Origin of the sequence: Rhodocyclus tenuis, assembly GCF_014197755.1 — a bacterium.
Lineage (GTDB): Bacteria > Pseudomonadota > Gammaproteobacteria > Burkholderiales > Rhodocyclaceae > Rhodocyclus > Rhodocyclus tenuis.
Genome location: NZ_JACIGE010000006.1, coordinates 56,023 through 70,884, shown reverse-complemented (window position 1 = coordinate 70,884; position 14,862 = coordinate 56,023). Strand labels below are relative to the sequence as shown.

Below are 14,862 nucleotides of genomic sequence, written 5' to 3'. Positions count from 1 at the left end.
GCACGCAGGGCCGGGGGCTAAGTTTATGCCCTCAAGCTGACGACACCCCGACGCCAGCCGGTTTTCCACCATCAGGAGATGACCGTGGCTCACGCTCAAGCACTTTCCAGTTCCGCATCACGTTCGATCCCGAACAGCGTTTCCCCTGCGCTTGCCGAAGCGTCTCACGCCGCGGCCACCGGCACAGACTCCGGCGAGCGCCAGCTCGACCCGCTGCTCGTCGCCGCCCGCGAGCGCGCCGCCCGCGAGGGACTTCCCTACGCCGGCAGCGTTTCGCCGCAGGAGGCCTGGGCGCTCGCCTCGGCCGGCGCGGCGCTGATCGTCGATGTGCGCACCGCCGAGGAATACAAGTACGTCGGCCACGTTCCCGGCTCGCCGCTGGTGCAGTGGCAGTCGGGCGCGGCGCTGCTCAAGAACCCGCGCTTTGCCAAGGAACTCGCCGCCAAGGCGGGCAAGGACGAGCCGATCCTGCTGCTCTGCCGCAGCGGCAAGCGTTCTGCCGCTGCCGCCGAGGCGGCGACGCGCGCCGGCTTCCGCAAGGTCTTCAACATCCGCGAAGGCTTCGAGGGTGACATTTCGCCCGATGGTCAGCGTGGCACACAAGGTGGCTGGCGGCGTTATGGCCTGCCGTGGACGCAGGACTGAGAGGGCGCTATGAACGCACCGCTTCGCCCCGACCCGCTTCCCGCAACGGCGCCAGACTGGGGCCTCGACGACATCGTGCGCGGCCTGCACGCCGCCCGCGAACAATGGCGCCTGGCGCACGACCGCAAGCTGGAAACGAGCGGTCGCGAGTTTCCTTCGCGCTCGGCGCTGCACGACATCATCGAACGCCTGTGCAGCGCACTCTTTCCGATGCGCCTCGGTCCGGTCGACCTGCGTCAGGGTTGCAGCGAGGACTTCTACGTCGGCCATACGCTCGACGTGGCGCTGCGTTCGCTGCTCGAGCAGGTGCGTCTCGAGCTGAGACACGTTTCGAGGCACGTTTCGCGGCAGAACCCGGTCGATCCGCAGCAGCTGGAAGAGCGCGCCGTCGACATCGTGCGCCGCTTTGCCGCACAGCTGCCCGACATCCGTGTCCTGCTTGATACCGACGTCGAGGCGGCTTACCGCGGCGACCCGGCGGCGCACAGCGTCGACGAAATCGTTCTCTGTTATCCGGGAACGCTGGCGATCATCCACCACCGGCTGGCGCACACGCTGTACACGCTCGGCGTGCCGCTGCTGGCGCGCATCGTTGCCGAACTGGCGCATTCGACCACCGGCATCGACATCCATCCCGGCGCGCGCATCGGCAAGAGCTTCTTCATCGACCACGGCACCGGCGTCGTCATCGGCGAAACGGCGGTGATCGGCGAGCGCGTCCGCCTCTACCAGGCGGTGACGCTCGGTGCCAAGCGCTTCACCGTCAGCGCCGATGGCACGCTCGAAAAAGGCGCGCCACGGCATCCGATCGTCGAGGACGACGTTGTCGTCTACGCCGGCGCGACCATCCTCGGTCGCGTCACCATCGGCCGCGGCTCGTCGATCGGCGGCAACGTCTGGCTGACGCACAGCGTCTCGGCCGGCAGTGTCGTCACGCAGGCCTTCGCGCGCAACGAGATGATGGAGAACGGCGGCGGCATATGAGCAGCGTGCACGATCGTTTTCCGCGCCTGGTCCGGCAGTTGCGCAAGGCGCGCGGCTGGTCGCAGGAGCAGCTCGCCGAACAGGCCGACCTCAATCGCTCGTACGTCGGCGAGATCGAGCGCGGCACCGCCGCGCCCTCGCTGCAAACCGCCGAAAAACTGGCGCAGGCGCTCGACCTCCAGCTCTCGGCACTGCTCGCGCAATGCGAACGCAGCGCGCAAGGCGCTGCGGCCGCGCATGCGCGGCGCGGGGTTTTTGATGGCTATAGCCTGTTGAGCCGCGCTGAGAGCAAAGAGTAATTTGCATATGCGTTTTTTCTATAACCACCGCAGCATTTGTCCGGAGTAAGTCATGGCAGAACACGCCCCACAACTCGCCCTCAGCGACGTCGCCGCACGGCAGCTGGCCAACGCGACGAAGACCGCCCCGCAGCTTTCGACCATTTCGCCGCGCTGGCTGGTGCATCTGCTGCAGTGGCTGCCGGTCGAGGCCGGCATTTACCGGCTGAACCAGGTGAAGAACCCGCGCGACGTGCGCGTCGCCTGCGCCAAGCGCGACGAATCGGTGCTGCCGCAGACTTTCGTCGACTACGACGAGAAGCCCCGTGAGTACTTCCTCAACGCCGTCACCACCATCCTTGACGTGCATACGCGCGTTTCCGACCTGTACAGCAGCCCGCACGACCAGATCAAGGAACAGCTGCGCCTGACGATCGAGACGATCAAGGAAAAACAGGAAAGCGAGCTGATCAACAACAGCGACTACGGCCTGCTGGCCAATGTCGCCGACAGCCAGCGCATTTCGACGCTGACCGGCGCGCCAACGCCCGATGACCTCGACGACCTGCTCACCAAGGTGTGGAAGGAACCGGCTTTCTTCCTGACGCACCCGCTGGCCATCGCCGCCTTCGGCCGCGAATGCACGCGTCGTGGCGTGCCGCCGCCGACCGTTTCGCTGTTCGGTTCGCAGTTCATCACCTGGCGTGGCATCCCGCTGATTCCGTCGGACAAGGTACCAGTCGAGGAAGGCAAGACCAAGATCCTGCTCGTTCGCGTCGGCGACAAGCGCCAGGGCGTCGTCGGTCTCTATCAGCCGGGACTGCCGGGCGAACAGAGCCCGGGCCTGTCGGTGCGCTTCATGGGCATCGACCGCAACGCCATCGCTTCCTACCTGATTTCGCTCTACTGCTCGCTGGCGGTGCATGCGGAAGACGCGCTGGCCGTTCTCGATGACGTGGAGATCGACAAGTACCATGACTATTCCGACACCTACCGCTAGCCAGACGCCGGCGGCCGGCGGAGGCATCCCGGAGTTTGCCGGGTTGCCCGACACGGCGGTGCTCGAGCAGTTGGCCGGCGAGTTTTTCCGCTCGCTGCCGGGCGGCGGCGCTTCACCCGCGTTCGCTGCCCCGGCGTTCGCCGCGCCGCCAGCCACCCCATCGTCGACGCCATCTCCCGGCGTCAGCGGGCTGACGATCGGCGAACCGGGGCCGGCGCTGCAGCCGCTGGCTGCTGCCAACACCGGCCAGGCGCCGGTCGAATCCGGCCCGGCGGCGCCTGAGTTCGGCGTTCCCGAGGCCTACGCGGCGGCACTGCCGCTCAGTTCGCCGATCAGTGGTCCGTCCGGCGTTCCGGCTTCGCCCTACTACTTCCTCGGCGAGGCGACAGCGCTGCCGTCGGCGCACACGGCGCCGACGGCAGCATCACGTCCGGCCGAGAACCACGTCGTTGCGCATCCGTTCGAACTGCCCGGTGACGTGGCGCTACGGCGCGTGCTCAACGAGCTGGCGGGTGAGCGCACGCAGCCGGCGGCGCAGGCGCCGGGAGCCGGCAGCGGCTATTACTTCATCGAACCGGCGGTACCGGCCGCGGCGGCGCTGCCGAAGGCTGATGCCATGCGCTTTCCCGCGTTCGACGTCAATGCCGTGCGCCGCGACTTTCCCATCCTGGCCGAGCGCGTTCATGGCAAGCCATTGATCTGGTTTGACAATGCGGCGACGACGCAGAAGCCGCAGGCGGTGATCGACCGCCTGGCGCAGTTCTACGCGCACGAAAACTCCAACATCCATCGCGCTGCGCACGAACTCGCGGCACGCGCCACCGACGCCTACGAAGGCGCGCGCAGCAAGGTGGCGCGCTTCATCGGCGCCGCCTCGCCGGACGAGGTGATTTTCGTGCGCGGCGCCACCGAGGCGATCAATCTCGTTGCCAAGACCTGGGGCAGGCAGAACATCGGCGAGGGCGACGAAATCATCGTTTCGCTGCTCGAACACCACGCCAACATCGTTCCCTGGCAGCAGCTGGCGGCCGAAACCGGCGCGAAAATCCGCGCCATCCCGGTCGACGACAAGGGGCAGTTGCTGCTTGGCGAATACCAGCGTCTGCTCAACGACCGGACCAAGCTGGTGGCGGTGACGCAGGTGTCGAACGCCCTCGGCACGGTGACGCCGGTGGCGGAAATCGTCGAGCTGGCGCACCGTGCCGGCGCGAAAGCGCTGGTCGATGGCGCGCAGTCGGTATCGCACATGCGCGTCAACGTGCAGGCGATCGACGCCGACTTCTTCGTCTTCTCCGGTCACAAGGTGTTTGCGCCGACCGGCATCGGCGTGGTTTACGGCAAGCGCGACATCCTCGAAGCGACGCCGCCCTGGCAGGGCGGCGGCAACATGATCGCCGACGTCACCTTCGAACGCACCCTTTACCAGGGCGTGCCGAACAAGTTCGAGGCGGGCACCGGCAACATCGCCGACGCCGTCGGCCTCGGGGCGGCGATCGACTACGTCGAGCGCGTCGGCATCGAGGCCATCGCGCGCTACGAGCACGATCTGCTGGCCTACGCCACGCAAGGCCTGCTCACCGTTCCCGGACTGCGCCTGATCGGCACGGCGGACCACAAGGCGAGCGTCGCTTCCTTCGTCCTCGACGGCTACCGCACCGAAGACGTCGGCCGTGCGCTGAACGAAGAGGGCATCGCCGTGCGCTCCGGCCACCACTGCGCGCAGCCGATCCTGCGCCGCTTTGGTCTCGAAGCCACGGTGCGCCCGTCGCTGGCCTTCTACAACACCTGCGAGGAAGTCGACGCGCTGATCCGCGTGCTGCACCGTCTCGCGCGGGGCAAGGGCGTGGTGAGATAAGCGTCGCTGCAGCGCAAGCAACAGCAAAAGGGGCAGCCACTGGCTGCCCCTTTTGCTTGGGTGGCCGGACCTCGCTCCGGCGCGTGCCTCAACCCTTCTTGTCAGCCCGCCGCGCGGCCAGGTCGCCGAGCGCCTGCACGGCCTGCACCAGGATCACCAGCGCAATCACGGTGACGATCATCACGTCGGTCTGGTAACGGTAGTAGCCGAAGCGGATCGCCAGATCGCCGACGCCACCACCGCCGACGATGCCGGCCATCGCCGAATAGCCGATCAGGCTGATCAGCGTCACCGTCAGACCACGCAGCAGGCCGGGCAGCGCTTCGCGCAGCAGCACGCTGCCGACGATGCGCAGCGGGCTGGCGCCGAAGGCCTGCGCCGCTTCGACGATTCCCGGATCGACCTCGCACAGCGCACCTTCAACGAGGCGCGCGTAGAAGGCGATGGCGGCCACCGACAGCGGCACGGCGGCGGCGGCCGGGCCGATGGTCGTGCCGAGTACCCATTGCGTGAACGGCAGGAGCAGCACCAGCAGGATGACGAAGGGCAGCGAGCGGATGACGTTCACCAGCACGTTGCCGATCGCGTGGGCGGCCTGGTTTTCCCAGAACAGTCGCCGTTCGGTGATGTAGAGCAGAAAGCCCAGCGGCAGGCCGCCGGCGATGGCGAAGAAGCTCGAAATGCCGACCATCAGGAAGGTTTCGCCAAACGCCGGCTTGAGGTCGTCGAGCAGGGGGAGCAGAAGCTCAAGCATGCAGCACCTCCACGTGCGCAGTGTTCTGGCGGATGAATTCGATCGCTTCGCCGAGGCGGGAAGCGCCGTCTTCGCTGCGGTCGTGATCGAGCAGGGCAACGAGGATGCCGAGCGCGCGGCTGTTGATGTACTCGATCTTGCCGTGCAGGATGTTGATCGAGACGCCGAAGCGCAGCGCCACTTCCGAGAGCAGCGGCTGTTCGGCCCGCTCGCCAAGGAACAGTATCTTCAGCAGCGTGCCGCGCAGATCTTCGGTCAGGCGTGCCGGCAGATCGAGGTTGAGCGTGTGCTCGACCAGTTGCCGCGTGAATTCCTCGCGCGGCGTGGCGAAGATGTCATAGACCTCGCCTTCCTCGATGATCTGGCCGGCGTTCATCACCGCCACGCGCGTACAGATCTTCTTGATCACGCTCATCTCGTGCGAGATCAGCACGATGGTGATGCCCAGCCGCTCGTTGATTTCCTTGAGCAGTTCGAGGATCGCCGCCGAGGTTTCGAGGTCGAGCGCCGAGGTCGGTTCGTCGCAGAGCAGCACTTGCGGGTGGTTGGCGATGGCGCGGGCGATGCCGACGCGCTGCTTCTGGCCGCCGGAGAGCTGCGCCGGATAGGCGTCGGCCTTGTCGGAGAGGCCGACGAGGCCGAGCAGTTCGGGAACGCGCTCGCTGATTTCCTGCCGGCTCTTGCCGGCGATGTGCAGGGTGAAGGCGACGTTGTCGTAAACCGTGCGCGTCAGCATCAGGTTGAAGTGCTGGAAGATCATGCCGATCTTCTGCCGCTCGCGGCGCAGGGCAGCGCCTTTCAGCCCGGTGATGTCGCGGCCGTCGAGCAGCACGAGGCCGCTGTCCGGCGGTTCCAGCAGGTTGATGGCGCGCAGCAGCGTGCTCTTACCTGCGCCGCTGGTGCCGACGATGCCGAAGATCTGTCCGCTGGCGATGGACAGCGAGGCATTGCGTACCGCGCGCACGGTGCGGTCCTTCGCCGTGAAGGCGATGGAAATGTCTTGCAGTTCGATCATGGGAGGCTCAAATGCGGAACGGGCGCCGGGCGCCCGTTCCTTGGCTGGAAATGATGACGACGCCGGGGATTACTTCGCGGGCTTGCTGTTGGCCTTGGCCGCCAGACGGTTGACGATCCACTCGGGGCGCTGGAAGGAATAGAACTGGCGTTTCGGATCGTTGATCACCGCGAGGAACTCGTCGGACTCGACCACCGCCTTGATGTCGGCAACGAAAGGCTTGTTCAGGTCGGCGGTCTTGACGGCGATCAGGTTCTTGATGCTCTCGTCGAGCACTTCGAGTTTCAGCGCCTTGTTGAGATCGAGGCCGGCGGCGATGGCAAAGTTGCCGCTGATGACTGCTGCCGTCGCCGTATCCAGTGTGCGCGGCAACTGCGCCGCTTCCAGCGGCTTGAAGACGATGCCGCGTGGGTTGTGCTCGATGTCCTTCTCGGAAGCCTTGGTCGGATCAATGTCCTTCTTGAAGGTCAGCAGGTCGAGCTTGGCGAGGAAGCGCAGGGCACGGGCGAGATTGGTCGGATCGTTCGGCAGCGTGACGACGTCACCCTTCTTCAGTTCGTCGAGCGACTTGATCTTGTTCGAGTAGAAGCCCAGACCGGCGGTCGGCACCTTGATCAGCGGCGACAGCTTTAGGCCCTTGTCGGCCGAGAACTTCTCGAGATAGATGCCGTGCTGGAAGAGGTTTGCATCCGTCGCGCCGTTGTCGAGCGCGATGTTCGGCTGCACCCAGTCGCTGAATTCCTTGAGGACGACCTTGTAGCCCTTCTTTTCCAGGCCGGGCTGGATGCCCTGCTTGATCAGGTCGCCATAGGGCCCAGGGGCGACGCCGAAGATGATGGTCTTGGGCTCGGCCTGGGCGAAAGCGGTGCTGACGCCGAGGCTGAGGACGAGGGCGGCAGCGGTGCGGACAATGCCGGCCAGCAGTCGGGAAAGAGTCATGACGGATTTCCTGTCGGGTGGTTTTGACGGACTGAGTATCCCGACGCCTCCCGATTCGCGGAACGAAGAAAAACGTCTTCGCTTATCACCCGGCGAAGCATAAGGAAATCGCCGCCGGGCCTTAGACTGCCGCCAGCGCCTGGCGCAGGTCGGTTTTCAGGTCTTCGACATCCTCAATGCCGACCGACAGACGGATCAGCGAATCGCCGATGCCGTGCGCGGCGCGTTGCGCGGCCGGGATGCTGGCGTGCGTCATGATCGCCGGATGCTCGATCAGGCTCTCGACGCCGCCGAGGCTTTCGGCCAGCGAGAAGATCTCGCAGCGTTCGAGAAAGCGCCGCGCGCCGGCAAGGTCGCTGGCGAGATCGAGCGAGATCATGCCGCCGAAGCCGCGCATCTGCCGCCGCGCGAGTGCGTGCTGCGGGTGCGAGGCGAGGCCGGGGTAGCGCACGCGGCTGACCTTGGGCTCGGCTTCGAGCCAGCGCGCCAGTTCGAGCGCGTTCTGGCAGTGCCGCTCCATGCGCACGTTGAGCGTTTTCACGCCGCGCAGCGCGAGGAAGCTGTCGAAGGGGCCGGCGATCGAGCCGACGGCGTTCTGCAGGAAGCCCAGGCGTTCGCGCCATTCGGCGCTGCGCTCGTCGCCGCTGACGATGGCGACACCGCCGATCACGTCGGAGTGGCCATTGAGATACTTGGTCGTCGAATGCACGACGATGTCGAAGCCGAGTTCGAGCGGGCGCTGGATCCACGGGCTGGCGAAGGTGTTGTCGACAACGCCGATCAGGCCGCGCGCGCGGCAGACGGCGGCGATTTCGCGCAGATCGACGAGCTTGAGCAGCGGATTGGTCGGCGTTTCGACCAGCACCATGCGCGTTTCCGGGCGGATCGCCGCGGCGAGTGCCGCCGGATCGGTGAGGTCGACGAAGCTGAAATCGAGCTTGGCGCTGCGCCGGCGCACGCGTTCGAGCAGACGGTAGGTGCCGCCGTAGAGGTCGTCGCCGGCGATGATGTGCGCGCCGCCGTCGAGCAGTTCGAGCACGGTGGCGATGGCGGCGAGTCCGGAGGCGAAGGCGAAGGCCTGCGCGCCGCTTTCCAGATCGGCGATGCAGCGCTCGAAGGCCCAGCGCGTCGGGTTGTGCGAGCGGCCGTAGTCGAGGCCCTTGTGCACGCCGGGGCTGTCCTGCACGTAGGTCGAGTTGGCGTAGATCGGCGGCATGATCGCGCCGGTCGACGGGTCGGGCGATTGTCCGGCGTGGATGACGCGCGTGCCGAAGCCCTGACGCTTCGGTGCGTCCGCAGTAGTGGATGGGTGGGCGCTGGCGGCTTTGGCGCTCATGCAAGTTTCTTTCGCAGATGGTTGATGAAGTCGAAGCGGGTGACGAGGCCGTAGAAGCGCTCGTCGTCGGCGATGATCGCCACCAGACCGCGTTCGAGCACGGCGTTGAGCGCGGCGAGGCCGGCGTCGGGGCGCAGCGTGCCAAGCGTGGTGCTCATCGCCGCGGCGACTTCGCTGCGGAAGCTGGCGGCATGCGCTTCGACGCGCAGCAGCAGGTCGGATTCGTCGATCAGGCCGACGATGCGGCCGTCGTCGATCACCGGCAGTTGCGAGACTTCGGCGTAGCGCATGCGCTGGAAGGCCGTCTGCAGGTTGTCGTGCGGCGAGACGCTGATCACCGAGCCGTCCTCGAAACGGCGTGCGACGATGTCGCGCAGGTCGCCATAGACCGGGCGCTGCAACAGACCCTGGTCGATCATCCAGTTGTCGTTGTAGATCTTCGACAGATAGCGCGTGCCGGTATCGCAGACGAAAGAGACGACACGCTTGGGCGTCGTCTGCTCGCGGCAGTAACGCAGCGCCGCGGCGAGCAGCGTGCCGGTCGACGAGCCGCCGAGGATGCCTTCGGCGCGCAGCAGTTCGCGTGCCGCATCGAGGCTTTCGCCGTCGGAAATCGAGTAGGCGTGACGCACCGCCGACAGGTCGGCGATCGGCGGCACGAAGTCTTCGCCGATGCCTTCGACCACCCACGAGCCGGCTTCGCCGAAGCTGCCGCTGCGCACGTAATCGCAGAGGATCGAACCGACCGGATCGGCGAGGACGAATTCGGTCGATGGACTGGCTTCACGGAAGAACTGCGTCAGACCGGTGAGCGTTCCCGACGAGCCGACGCCGCAGACGATGGCGTCGACGGCGTGGCCGGTCTGTGCCCAGATTTCCGGCCCGGTCGACTGGCGGTGCGCCGCCGGATTGGCCGGGTTGTTGAACTGGTCGGCAAAGAAGGCGCCGGGGATGTCGGCAGCGATCCGCGCCGCGTAGTCCTGGTAATACTCGGGATGGCCCTTGCCGACGTCGGAACGGGTGATGCGCACGTCGGCGCCGAGCGCCTTCAGGTGCAGGATTTTCTCGGTCGACATCTTGTCGGGGACGACGAGGACGATGCGATAGCCCTTGGCGCGGGCGACCAGCGCCAAGCCGAGGCCGGTATTGCCGGCGGTGGCTTCGACGATGGTGCCGCCCGGTTGCAGGCGACCGTCGCGCTCGGCAGCTTCGATCATCCACAGACCGACGCGGTCTTTGATCGAGCCGCCGGGATTCTGCGATTCGAGTTTGAGAAAGAGGCGACAGGGGCCGGTGTCGAAACGGGTGACTTCGATCAGCGGCGTATTGCCGATCAGGCCGAGCACGGCGGGACCGGAATCAGGGTGCGGTTTGGGCATGGGGTGGCAAGCAGGGAAGGGGTGAGCGGTGGGTGCGGTGCGAAATGTGCGAAATGCGTTTGCGAAATGCGCTTCGACGGGCCGGGCGCGGTGGCCGCAGTGATGGCGAGCGGCAGGCAGCAGAGAGCAGGCAGAGAGCAGGAAAAGAGGCGGGTGGCGGGCCTCAGCAGCTGAACTGCAGCAGGGAAGCGAGTCCGCTGAGCTGTGGCTCGTCGTTGGCTGCGCAATCGTGAGCGGCCGGCGTTGCCTGCCGCGCCGGCAGTTGCTCGATGAAGCGGCGGATTGCCGGCTCGAAGTTTTCGGCATCGATCAGAAAACCGTCGTGACCGTGCGCCGAGTCGATTTCGAGCAGTTCTGCGTGCGGCAGCTGCGCCGCCAAAAAGCGCTGATCCGCCGGTACATAGAGCGCGTCGCTGCTGATCGAACCGATCAGCGCTGGCTGTCTGATCTGGCTGAGTACGCTGGCGTGGTCGCCGCGGCCGAGCGCGACGTCGTGCGTATCCATGGCGTCGATCAGTCGCAGATAGGTGTTGGCGTCGAAACGCTCGACCAGACCGTGCGCGTGGTGGCGCAGCCAGCACTGCGCGGCAAAGTCGTCGGGCGAGCGCGAGCGATCGCCAAACACCTCGCCACCGGAACAGCGGCCGAAACGCTCGTCGAGCGACTGCGCGCTGCGGTAGCTGACCATGGCAATGGCGCGTGCGGCGGCGAGGCCGTCGCGCGGCGGCTCATCGGGTGCATAGTCGCCGTCGCGAAAGCGCGGATCGGCGCGCAGCGCCAGCCGTTGCGCCTCGCTCCAGACGATGCACCAGGGCGAATGCTTCGCCGCGGCGGCAATGCTGACGACGGCGCCGGTGCGTTCGGGGTCGAGCAGGGCCCATTCGAGCGCCTGCAGTCCGCCCATCGAACCGCCGATGACGCAGCGGATATGGGCGATGCCGAGCGCGTCGGCGAGCGCGATCTGCGCGCGCACCTGATCGCGGATGCTGATGCGCGGGAAGCGCTTGCCCCAGGGGCGGCCGTCGGGCGCGATGCTGGTCGGCCCGGTGGTGCCGTAGCAGCCGCCGAGCGTGTTGCTGCAGACGATGAAGTGCTTTTCCGGATCGAGTGCACGGCCGGCGCCGAACAGCGGCGACCACCAGCAATCGGCGTCGGCGTTGCCGGTCAGCGCATGGCAGACGACGATCGCGTTGTCGCCTTGCGGCGACAGGCGTCCCCAGCTGCGGTAGGCGATTTCCAGTCCGGGAATGCTCTCGCCGGACTCGAGCGCGAACGGCTGGCTCAGCGCCAGCCGTCGCAGACTGCCTTCGGAAGCGACTGCGGTCACGCAGCGGCCTCAAGTGCCGAACGGCGCAGTGCGTGGTCGAAGTCGGCCTTGATGTCTTCGATGTGCTCGATGCCGACCGAAACGCGGATCAGGTCGGGACGAACGCCGGCGGAGAGCTGCTCGGCATCGGAGAGCTGCTGGTGCGTGGTCGAGGCCGGGTTGATGACCAGCGTCTTGGCGTCGCCGACGTTGGCCAGATGGCTGGCGAGTTCGACGTTGTCGATGAACTTGCGCGCCGCCGCGGCGCCGCCCTTGATGCCGAAGTTGAGCACGCCGCCGAAGCCGTTGCGCAGGTACTTCTTCGCCAGTTCGTGGTAGGGGCTGTCCTCGAGGCCGTTGTATTCGACCCACGCCACCTGCGGATGCGCCTTCAGCCACTGCGCCAGTTCGAGCGCGTTGTCGACGTGGCGTTGCGCACGCAACGACAGGGTTTCGACGCCCTGGATCAACTGGAAAGCATTGAACGGCGAGAGAGCCGGACCGACGTCGCGCAGACCTTCGACGCGCACGCGAATGGCGAAAGCGATGTTGCCGAAGGGGCCGCCGGAGCCGAAGACTTCCCAGAACTTCAGCCCGTGGTAGGCGGGGGACGGCTCGGTGAACAGCGGGAACTTGCCGTTGCCCCAATCGAACTTGCCCGAGTCGACGATGACGCCGCCGATCGAAGTGCCGTGACCACCGATCCACTTGGTCGCCGATTCGACGACGATGTCGGCACCAAAGTCGATCGGACGCGCGATGTAGCCACCGGCGCCGAAGGTGTTGTCGACGATCAGCGGGATGCCGGCATCGTGCGCGATCTTCGCCAGTGCTTCGAAATCGGGGACGTTGAAGCGCGGGTTGCCGATCGTTTCGACGTAGATCGCCTTGGTGTTCTCGTCGATCGCCGCCTTGTAGTCCTCGGGGTTGTCGCCCTCGACGAACTTCACGTGGATGCCAAGGCGCGGCAGCGTCACCTTGAACTGGTTGTAAGTACCGCCATAGACGTAGCTGGTCGATACGATGTTGTCGCCGGCCTGCGCGATCGTCGTGATGGCGAGGAACTGCGCCGCTTGGCCCGAGGCCGTGGCGACCGCGGCGACACCACCTTCGAGCGCGGCAATGCGCTGCTCGAAGACATCGGTGGTCGGATTCATGATGCGCGTGTAGATGTTGCCGAATTCCTTCAGCGCGAACAGGTTGGCGCCGTGTTCGGCGTTGTTGAAGGTGTAGGAAGTGGTCTGGTAGATCGGCACGGCGCGCGAGTTGGTGCCGGGGGCGGGCGTCTGGCCGGCATGGACCTGCAGCGTTTCGTAACGGTAGTTGGCTTTCAGATTGCTCACGACGGGACTCCTTGCGAGGGTGTTGGGGTGTTGGGGTGTTGGGGTGTTGGGGTGTTGGGGTGTTGGGAGGTGCGGCTTGGGGCGACGGCGGGTGTGTCGATGAGCGACAAAGTAGCAGTCGCGAAATCGCGCGCGAAATACGAAAAATGCACTTCGATATGCAAAAGCGCTGCCGACTCAGCGCGCGCTTCGCGCAAGGCGGACGAGCAGTCCGCGGGGCGGCTGCGTGCGCTCGCCGGGTGGCTGCCCTTGCGCCGTTTCGGCAAGGGCCCGGCGCAGGGCGCTGATGAAGGCGTGCACGGCGCTTTCGCTGGTGCTCCAGGAAGTCATCAGGCGGACGCCGCCAGCGCCGATGAAGGTGTAGAAGCGCCAGCCCTGCTGGCGTAGCGCGGCGATCACGCTTTCCGGCAGGGTGATGAAGACGGAATTGGCTTCGACCGGAAAGAGCTGCTGCACGCCGGGCAGGTCTTCCAGGCCCTCGACGAGCTGCCGCGCGAGCGCGTTGGCGTGCCTGGCGTTGCGCAGCCAGGTGCCGTTGGCGAGCAGACCCAGCCAGGGCGCGCTGACAAAGCGCATCTTTGAGGCCAGCTGACCGGCCTGTTTGCAGCGATAGGCAAAGTCGCGCGCCAGTTCGCGATTGAAGAATACGACCGCTTCGCCGATGGCCAGTCCGTTCTTGGTACCGCCGAAGCAGAGCACGTCGATACCGGCCTGCCAGCTGATCTCGCGCGGGCGGACGCCGAGCGCGGCGACGGCGTTGGCAAAGCGGGCGCCGTCCATGTGCAGGTGCAGATCGAGGCGGCGCGCGCAGGCGCCGAGCGCGGCCAGTTCGTCGGGCGTATAGACGGTGCCGACCTCGGTCGCTTGCGTGATGCTCACCGCCTGCGGCTTCGGATAGTGGATGTCGCTGCGCCGGCCGAAGATGGCTTCGACCGAGGCCGGCGTCAGCTTGCCGTCGGCGCCTTCGCCCAGTAGCAGCTTGGAGCCGTTGGAAAAGAATTCGGGGCCACCGCACTCGTCGGTTTCGATGTGTGCCAGCTCGTGGCAGATCACGCTGTGATACGACTGGCAGATCGCCGACAGCGCCAGCGAATTCGCCGCCGTGCCGTTGAAGACGAAATGCACTTCGCAGTCGGTCTCGAAGATGTCGCGCAGCGCCTGTTTTGCCTGCTGGCTCCACGCGTCCTGACCGTAGGCGACGGCGTGTCCTTCGTTCGCCAGCAGCAGGCTGTCGAAAGCCTCCGGGCAGATGCCGGCGTAGTTGTCGCTGGCCAGCTGTTGGGTATCGATGCGCGCGTCCATGTCGGCCCTGGAAGTTCGCAGCGAGCTTAATGGCGCCGGCGTCCCCGGCTAAGGATGTATTTGCTTGTTGCTTATGAAGATTTCTGCACTCGTCCAATATCCTGACGCGATTTCCGCTATAGCGGAATAAATATTAATAAAAACAAGTATTTAGGTATTTGTTTCGGGCGCAGGCGGGCTATAGTGAGAAGCAAGAAAGCAGCACCTCTTCCACGACGACTCAGGAGAAAATCATGAAAGCCACGATGCGAATGCCGACCGCGATGCAAATGCCGATGCCCATGCCGCAAATGCCGATGTCGATGCCCATGCCGATGATGGGGATGACGCCAGCCATGATGTGTCACATGACTTGCGAAATGAACGAAAAGGGAATGATGTGCATGATGATGCCGGCCGAAGGCATGACCATGGACATGATGAAGGACTGCTGCATGATGATGCAGGCCATGATGGACAACGGTATGCCGATGATGATGACCTGCAATGGCATGCCGATGATGATGATGTGTGGCATGCCGATGATGCCGGCGATGACCATGGAAATGACGCCGAAGGGCATGATGCTCATGATGATGCCGACTGCCGCAATGCCGATGGCGATGATGTCCATGTGCTGCGACATGATGAAGCGGATGATGATGTGCGGCACGCCGATGATGATGACGGCCGGCGGCATGCCGATGATGATGTGCATGCACTGAGCAGGCATCCGGGCGGGAAGGA

14 protein-coding genes are annotated in these 14,862 nt (G+C 65.6%); 5 read left to right on the top strand and 9 right to left on the bottom strand.

The annotated features are described in order from the left end of the window. The first annotated feature begins 78 nt into the window (after positions 1 to 78). The 5 genes from GGD90_RS09505 to GGD90_RS09485 are packed head-to-tail and all read left to right on the top strand — an operon-like array spanning position 79 to position 4,762. Entirely contained in the window at positions 79 to 645 is a 567-nt protein-coding gene (locus GGD90_RS09505) for a rhodanese-like domain-containing protein (protein ID WP_153116577.1), read from the top strand. A 9-nt stretch (positions 646 to 654) separates the two neighbouring features. Further along, positions 655 to 1,629: a serine O-acetyltransferase EpsC gene (gene epsC, locus GGD90_RS09500; RefSeq protein WP_153116578.1), complete on the top strand. Its 975-nt coding sequence runs from the start codon at positions 655 to 657 to the stop codon at positions 1,627 to 1,629. After that, positions 1,626 to 1,928, top strand: coding sequence for a helix-turn-helix domain-containing protein (locus GGD90_RS09495; RefSeq protein WP_153116579.1), 303 nt, complete (start codon positions 1,626 to 1,628; stop codon positions 1,926 to 1,928). Before epsC ends, GGD90_RS09495 begins: the two co-directional genes overlap by 4 nt. 52 nt (positions 1,929 to 1,980) lie before the next feature. Beyond that, positions 1,981 to 2,907 carry a family 2A encapsulin nanocompartment shell protein gene (locus GGD90_RS09490; RefSeq protein ID WP_153116580.1) on the top strand — a complete coding sequence of 309 codons (927 nt, stop codon included), beginning with the start codon at positions 1,981 to 1,983 and terminating at the stop codon, positions 2,905 to 2,907. After that, a complete protein-coding gene (locus GGD90_RS09485; protein ID WP_153116581.1) occupies positions 2,882 to 4,762 on the top strand; it encodes a family 2A encapsulin nanocompartment cargo protein cysteine desulfurase in 1,881 nt (626 codons plus the stop codon). Before GGD90_RS09490 ends, GGD90_RS09485 begins: the two co-directional genes overlap by 26 nt. An 88-nt stretch (positions 4,763 to 4,850) precedes the next feature. Here GGD90_RS09485 and GGD90_RS09480 read toward each other — a convergent pair whose 3' ends face one another. From GGD90_RS09480 to GGD90_RS09440, 9 genes are all read right to left on the bottom strand, one after another. Further along, positions 4,851 to 5,516, bottom strand: a complete 666-nt coding sequence (locus GGD90_RS09480; protein ID WP_221227722.1) for a methionine ABC transporter permease — start codon at positions 5,514 to 5,516, stop codon at positions 4,851 to 4,853. Further along, positions 5,509 to 6,531, bottom strand: coding sequence for a methionine ABC transporter ATP-binding protein (locus GGD90_RS09475; protein ID WP_153116582.1), 1,023 nt, complete (start codon positions 6,529 to 6,531; stop codon positions 5,509 to 5,511). Before GGD90_RS09475 ends, GGD90_RS09480 begins: the two co-directional genes overlap by 8 nt. Before the next feature lie 69 nt (positions 6,532 to 6,600). After that, on the bottom strand, positions 6,601 to 7,470 hold the full coding sequence (locus GGD90_RS09470; RefSeq protein ID WP_153116583.1) for a MetQ/NlpA family ABC transporter substrate-binding protein: 870 nt from the start codon (positions 7,468 to 7,470) through the stop codon (positions 6,601 to 6,603). Between the two features lie 121 nt (positions 7,471 to 7,591). Continuing rightward, entirely contained in the window at positions 7,592 to 8,806 is a 1,215-nt protein-coding gene (locus GGD90_RS09465) for a trans-sulfuration enzyme family protein (RefSeq protein ID WP_153116584.1), read from the bottom strand. Further along, positions 8,803 to 10,185 carry a pyridoxal-phosphate dependent enzyme gene (locus tag GGD90_RS09460; protein WP_153116585.1) on the bottom strand — a complete coding sequence of 461 codons (1,383 nt, stop codon included), beginning with the start codon at positions 10,183 to 10,185 and terminating at the stop codon, positions 8,803 to 8,805. Before GGD90_RS09460 ends, GGD90_RS09465 begins: the two co-directional genes overlap by 4 nt. 163 nt (positions 10,186 to 10,348) lie before the next feature. Continuing rightward, positions 10,349 to 11,512: a homoserine O-acetyltransferase MetX gene (metX, locus tag GGD90_RS09455; RefSeq protein ID WP_153116586.1), complete on the bottom strand. Its 1,164-nt coding sequence runs from the start codon at positions 11,510 to 11,512 to the stop codon at positions 10,349 to 10,351. Continuing rightward, positions 11,509 to 12,834 (bottom strand): O-acetylhomoserine aminocarboxypropyltransferase/cysteine synthase family protein, encoded by a 1,326-nt coding sequence (locus GGD90_RS09450; RefSeq protein ID WP_228273715.1) that lies wholly within the window; start codon positions 12,832 to 12,834, stop codon positions 11,509 to 11,511. The genes metX and GGD90_RS09450 overlap by 4 nt, the downstream gene beginning before the upstream one ends. Positions 12,835 to 13,011: 177 nt before the next feature. After that, positions 13,012 to 14,136 (bottom strand): threonine aldolase family protein, encoded by a 1,125-nt coding sequence (locus GGD90_RS09445; protein WP_153116587.1) that lies wholly within the window; start codon positions 14,134 to 14,136, stop codon positions 13,012 to 13,014. 343 nt (positions 14,137 to 14,479) lie between these two features. Then, positions 14,480 to 14,833, bottom strand: coding sequence for a hypothetical protein (locus tag GGD90_RS09440; RefSeq protein WP_153116588.1), 354 nt, complete (start codon positions 14,831 to 14,833; stop codon positions 14,480 to 14,482). Positions 14,834 to 14,862: the final 29 nt, after the last annotated feature.

Bases quoted from the DNA above. Each gene is read 5' to 3' on its own strand.
- GGD90_RS09505 (WP_153116577.1), top strand. From the start codon at position 79: ATGACCGTGGCTCACGCTCAAGCACTTTCCAGTTCCGCATCACGTTCG.
- epsC (WP_153116578.1), top strand. From the start codon at position 655: ATGAACGCACCGCTTCGCCCCGACCCGCTTCCCGCAACGGCGCCAGAC.
- GGD90_RS09495 (WP_153116579.1), top strand. From the start codon at position 1,626: ATGAGCAGCGTGCACGATCGTTTTCCGCGCCTGGTCCGGCAGTTGCGC.
- GGD90_RS09490 (WP_153116580.1), top strand. From the start codon at position 1,981: ATGGCAGAACACGCCCCACAACTCGCCCTCAGCGACGTCGCCGCACGG.
- GGD90_RS09485 (WP_153116581.1), top strand. From the start codon at position 2,882: ATGACTATTCCGACACCTACCGCTAGCCAGACGCCGGCGGCCGGCGGA.
- GGD90_RS09480 (WP_221227722.1), bottom strand. From the start codon at position 5,516: ATGCTTGAGCTTCTGCTCCCCCTGCTCGACGACCTCAAGCCGGCGTTT.
- GGD90_RS09475 (WP_153116582.1), bottom strand. From the start codon at position 6,531: ATGATCGAACTGCAAGACATTTCCATCGCCTTCACGGCGAAGGACCGC.
- GGD90_RS09470 (WP_153116583.1), bottom strand. From the start codon at position 7,470: ATGACTCTTTCCCGACTGCTGGCCGGCATTGTCCGCACCGCTGCCGCC.
- GGD90_RS09465 (WP_153116584.1), bottom strand. From the start codon at position 8,806: ATGAGCGCCAAAGCCGCCAGCGCCCACCCATCCACTACTGCGGACGCA.
- GGD90_RS09460 (WP_153116585.1), bottom strand. From the start codon at position 10,185: ATGCCCAAACCGCACCCTGATTCCGGTCCCGCCGTGCTCGGCCTGATC.
- GGD90_RS09445 (WP_153116587.1), bottom strand. From the start codon at position 14,136: ATGGACGCGCGCATCGATACCCAACAGCTGGCCAGCGACAACTACGCC.
- GGD90_RS09440 (WP_153116588.1), bottom strand. From the start codon at position 14,833: ATGCACATCATCATCGGCATGCCGCCGGCCGTCATCATCATCGGCGTG.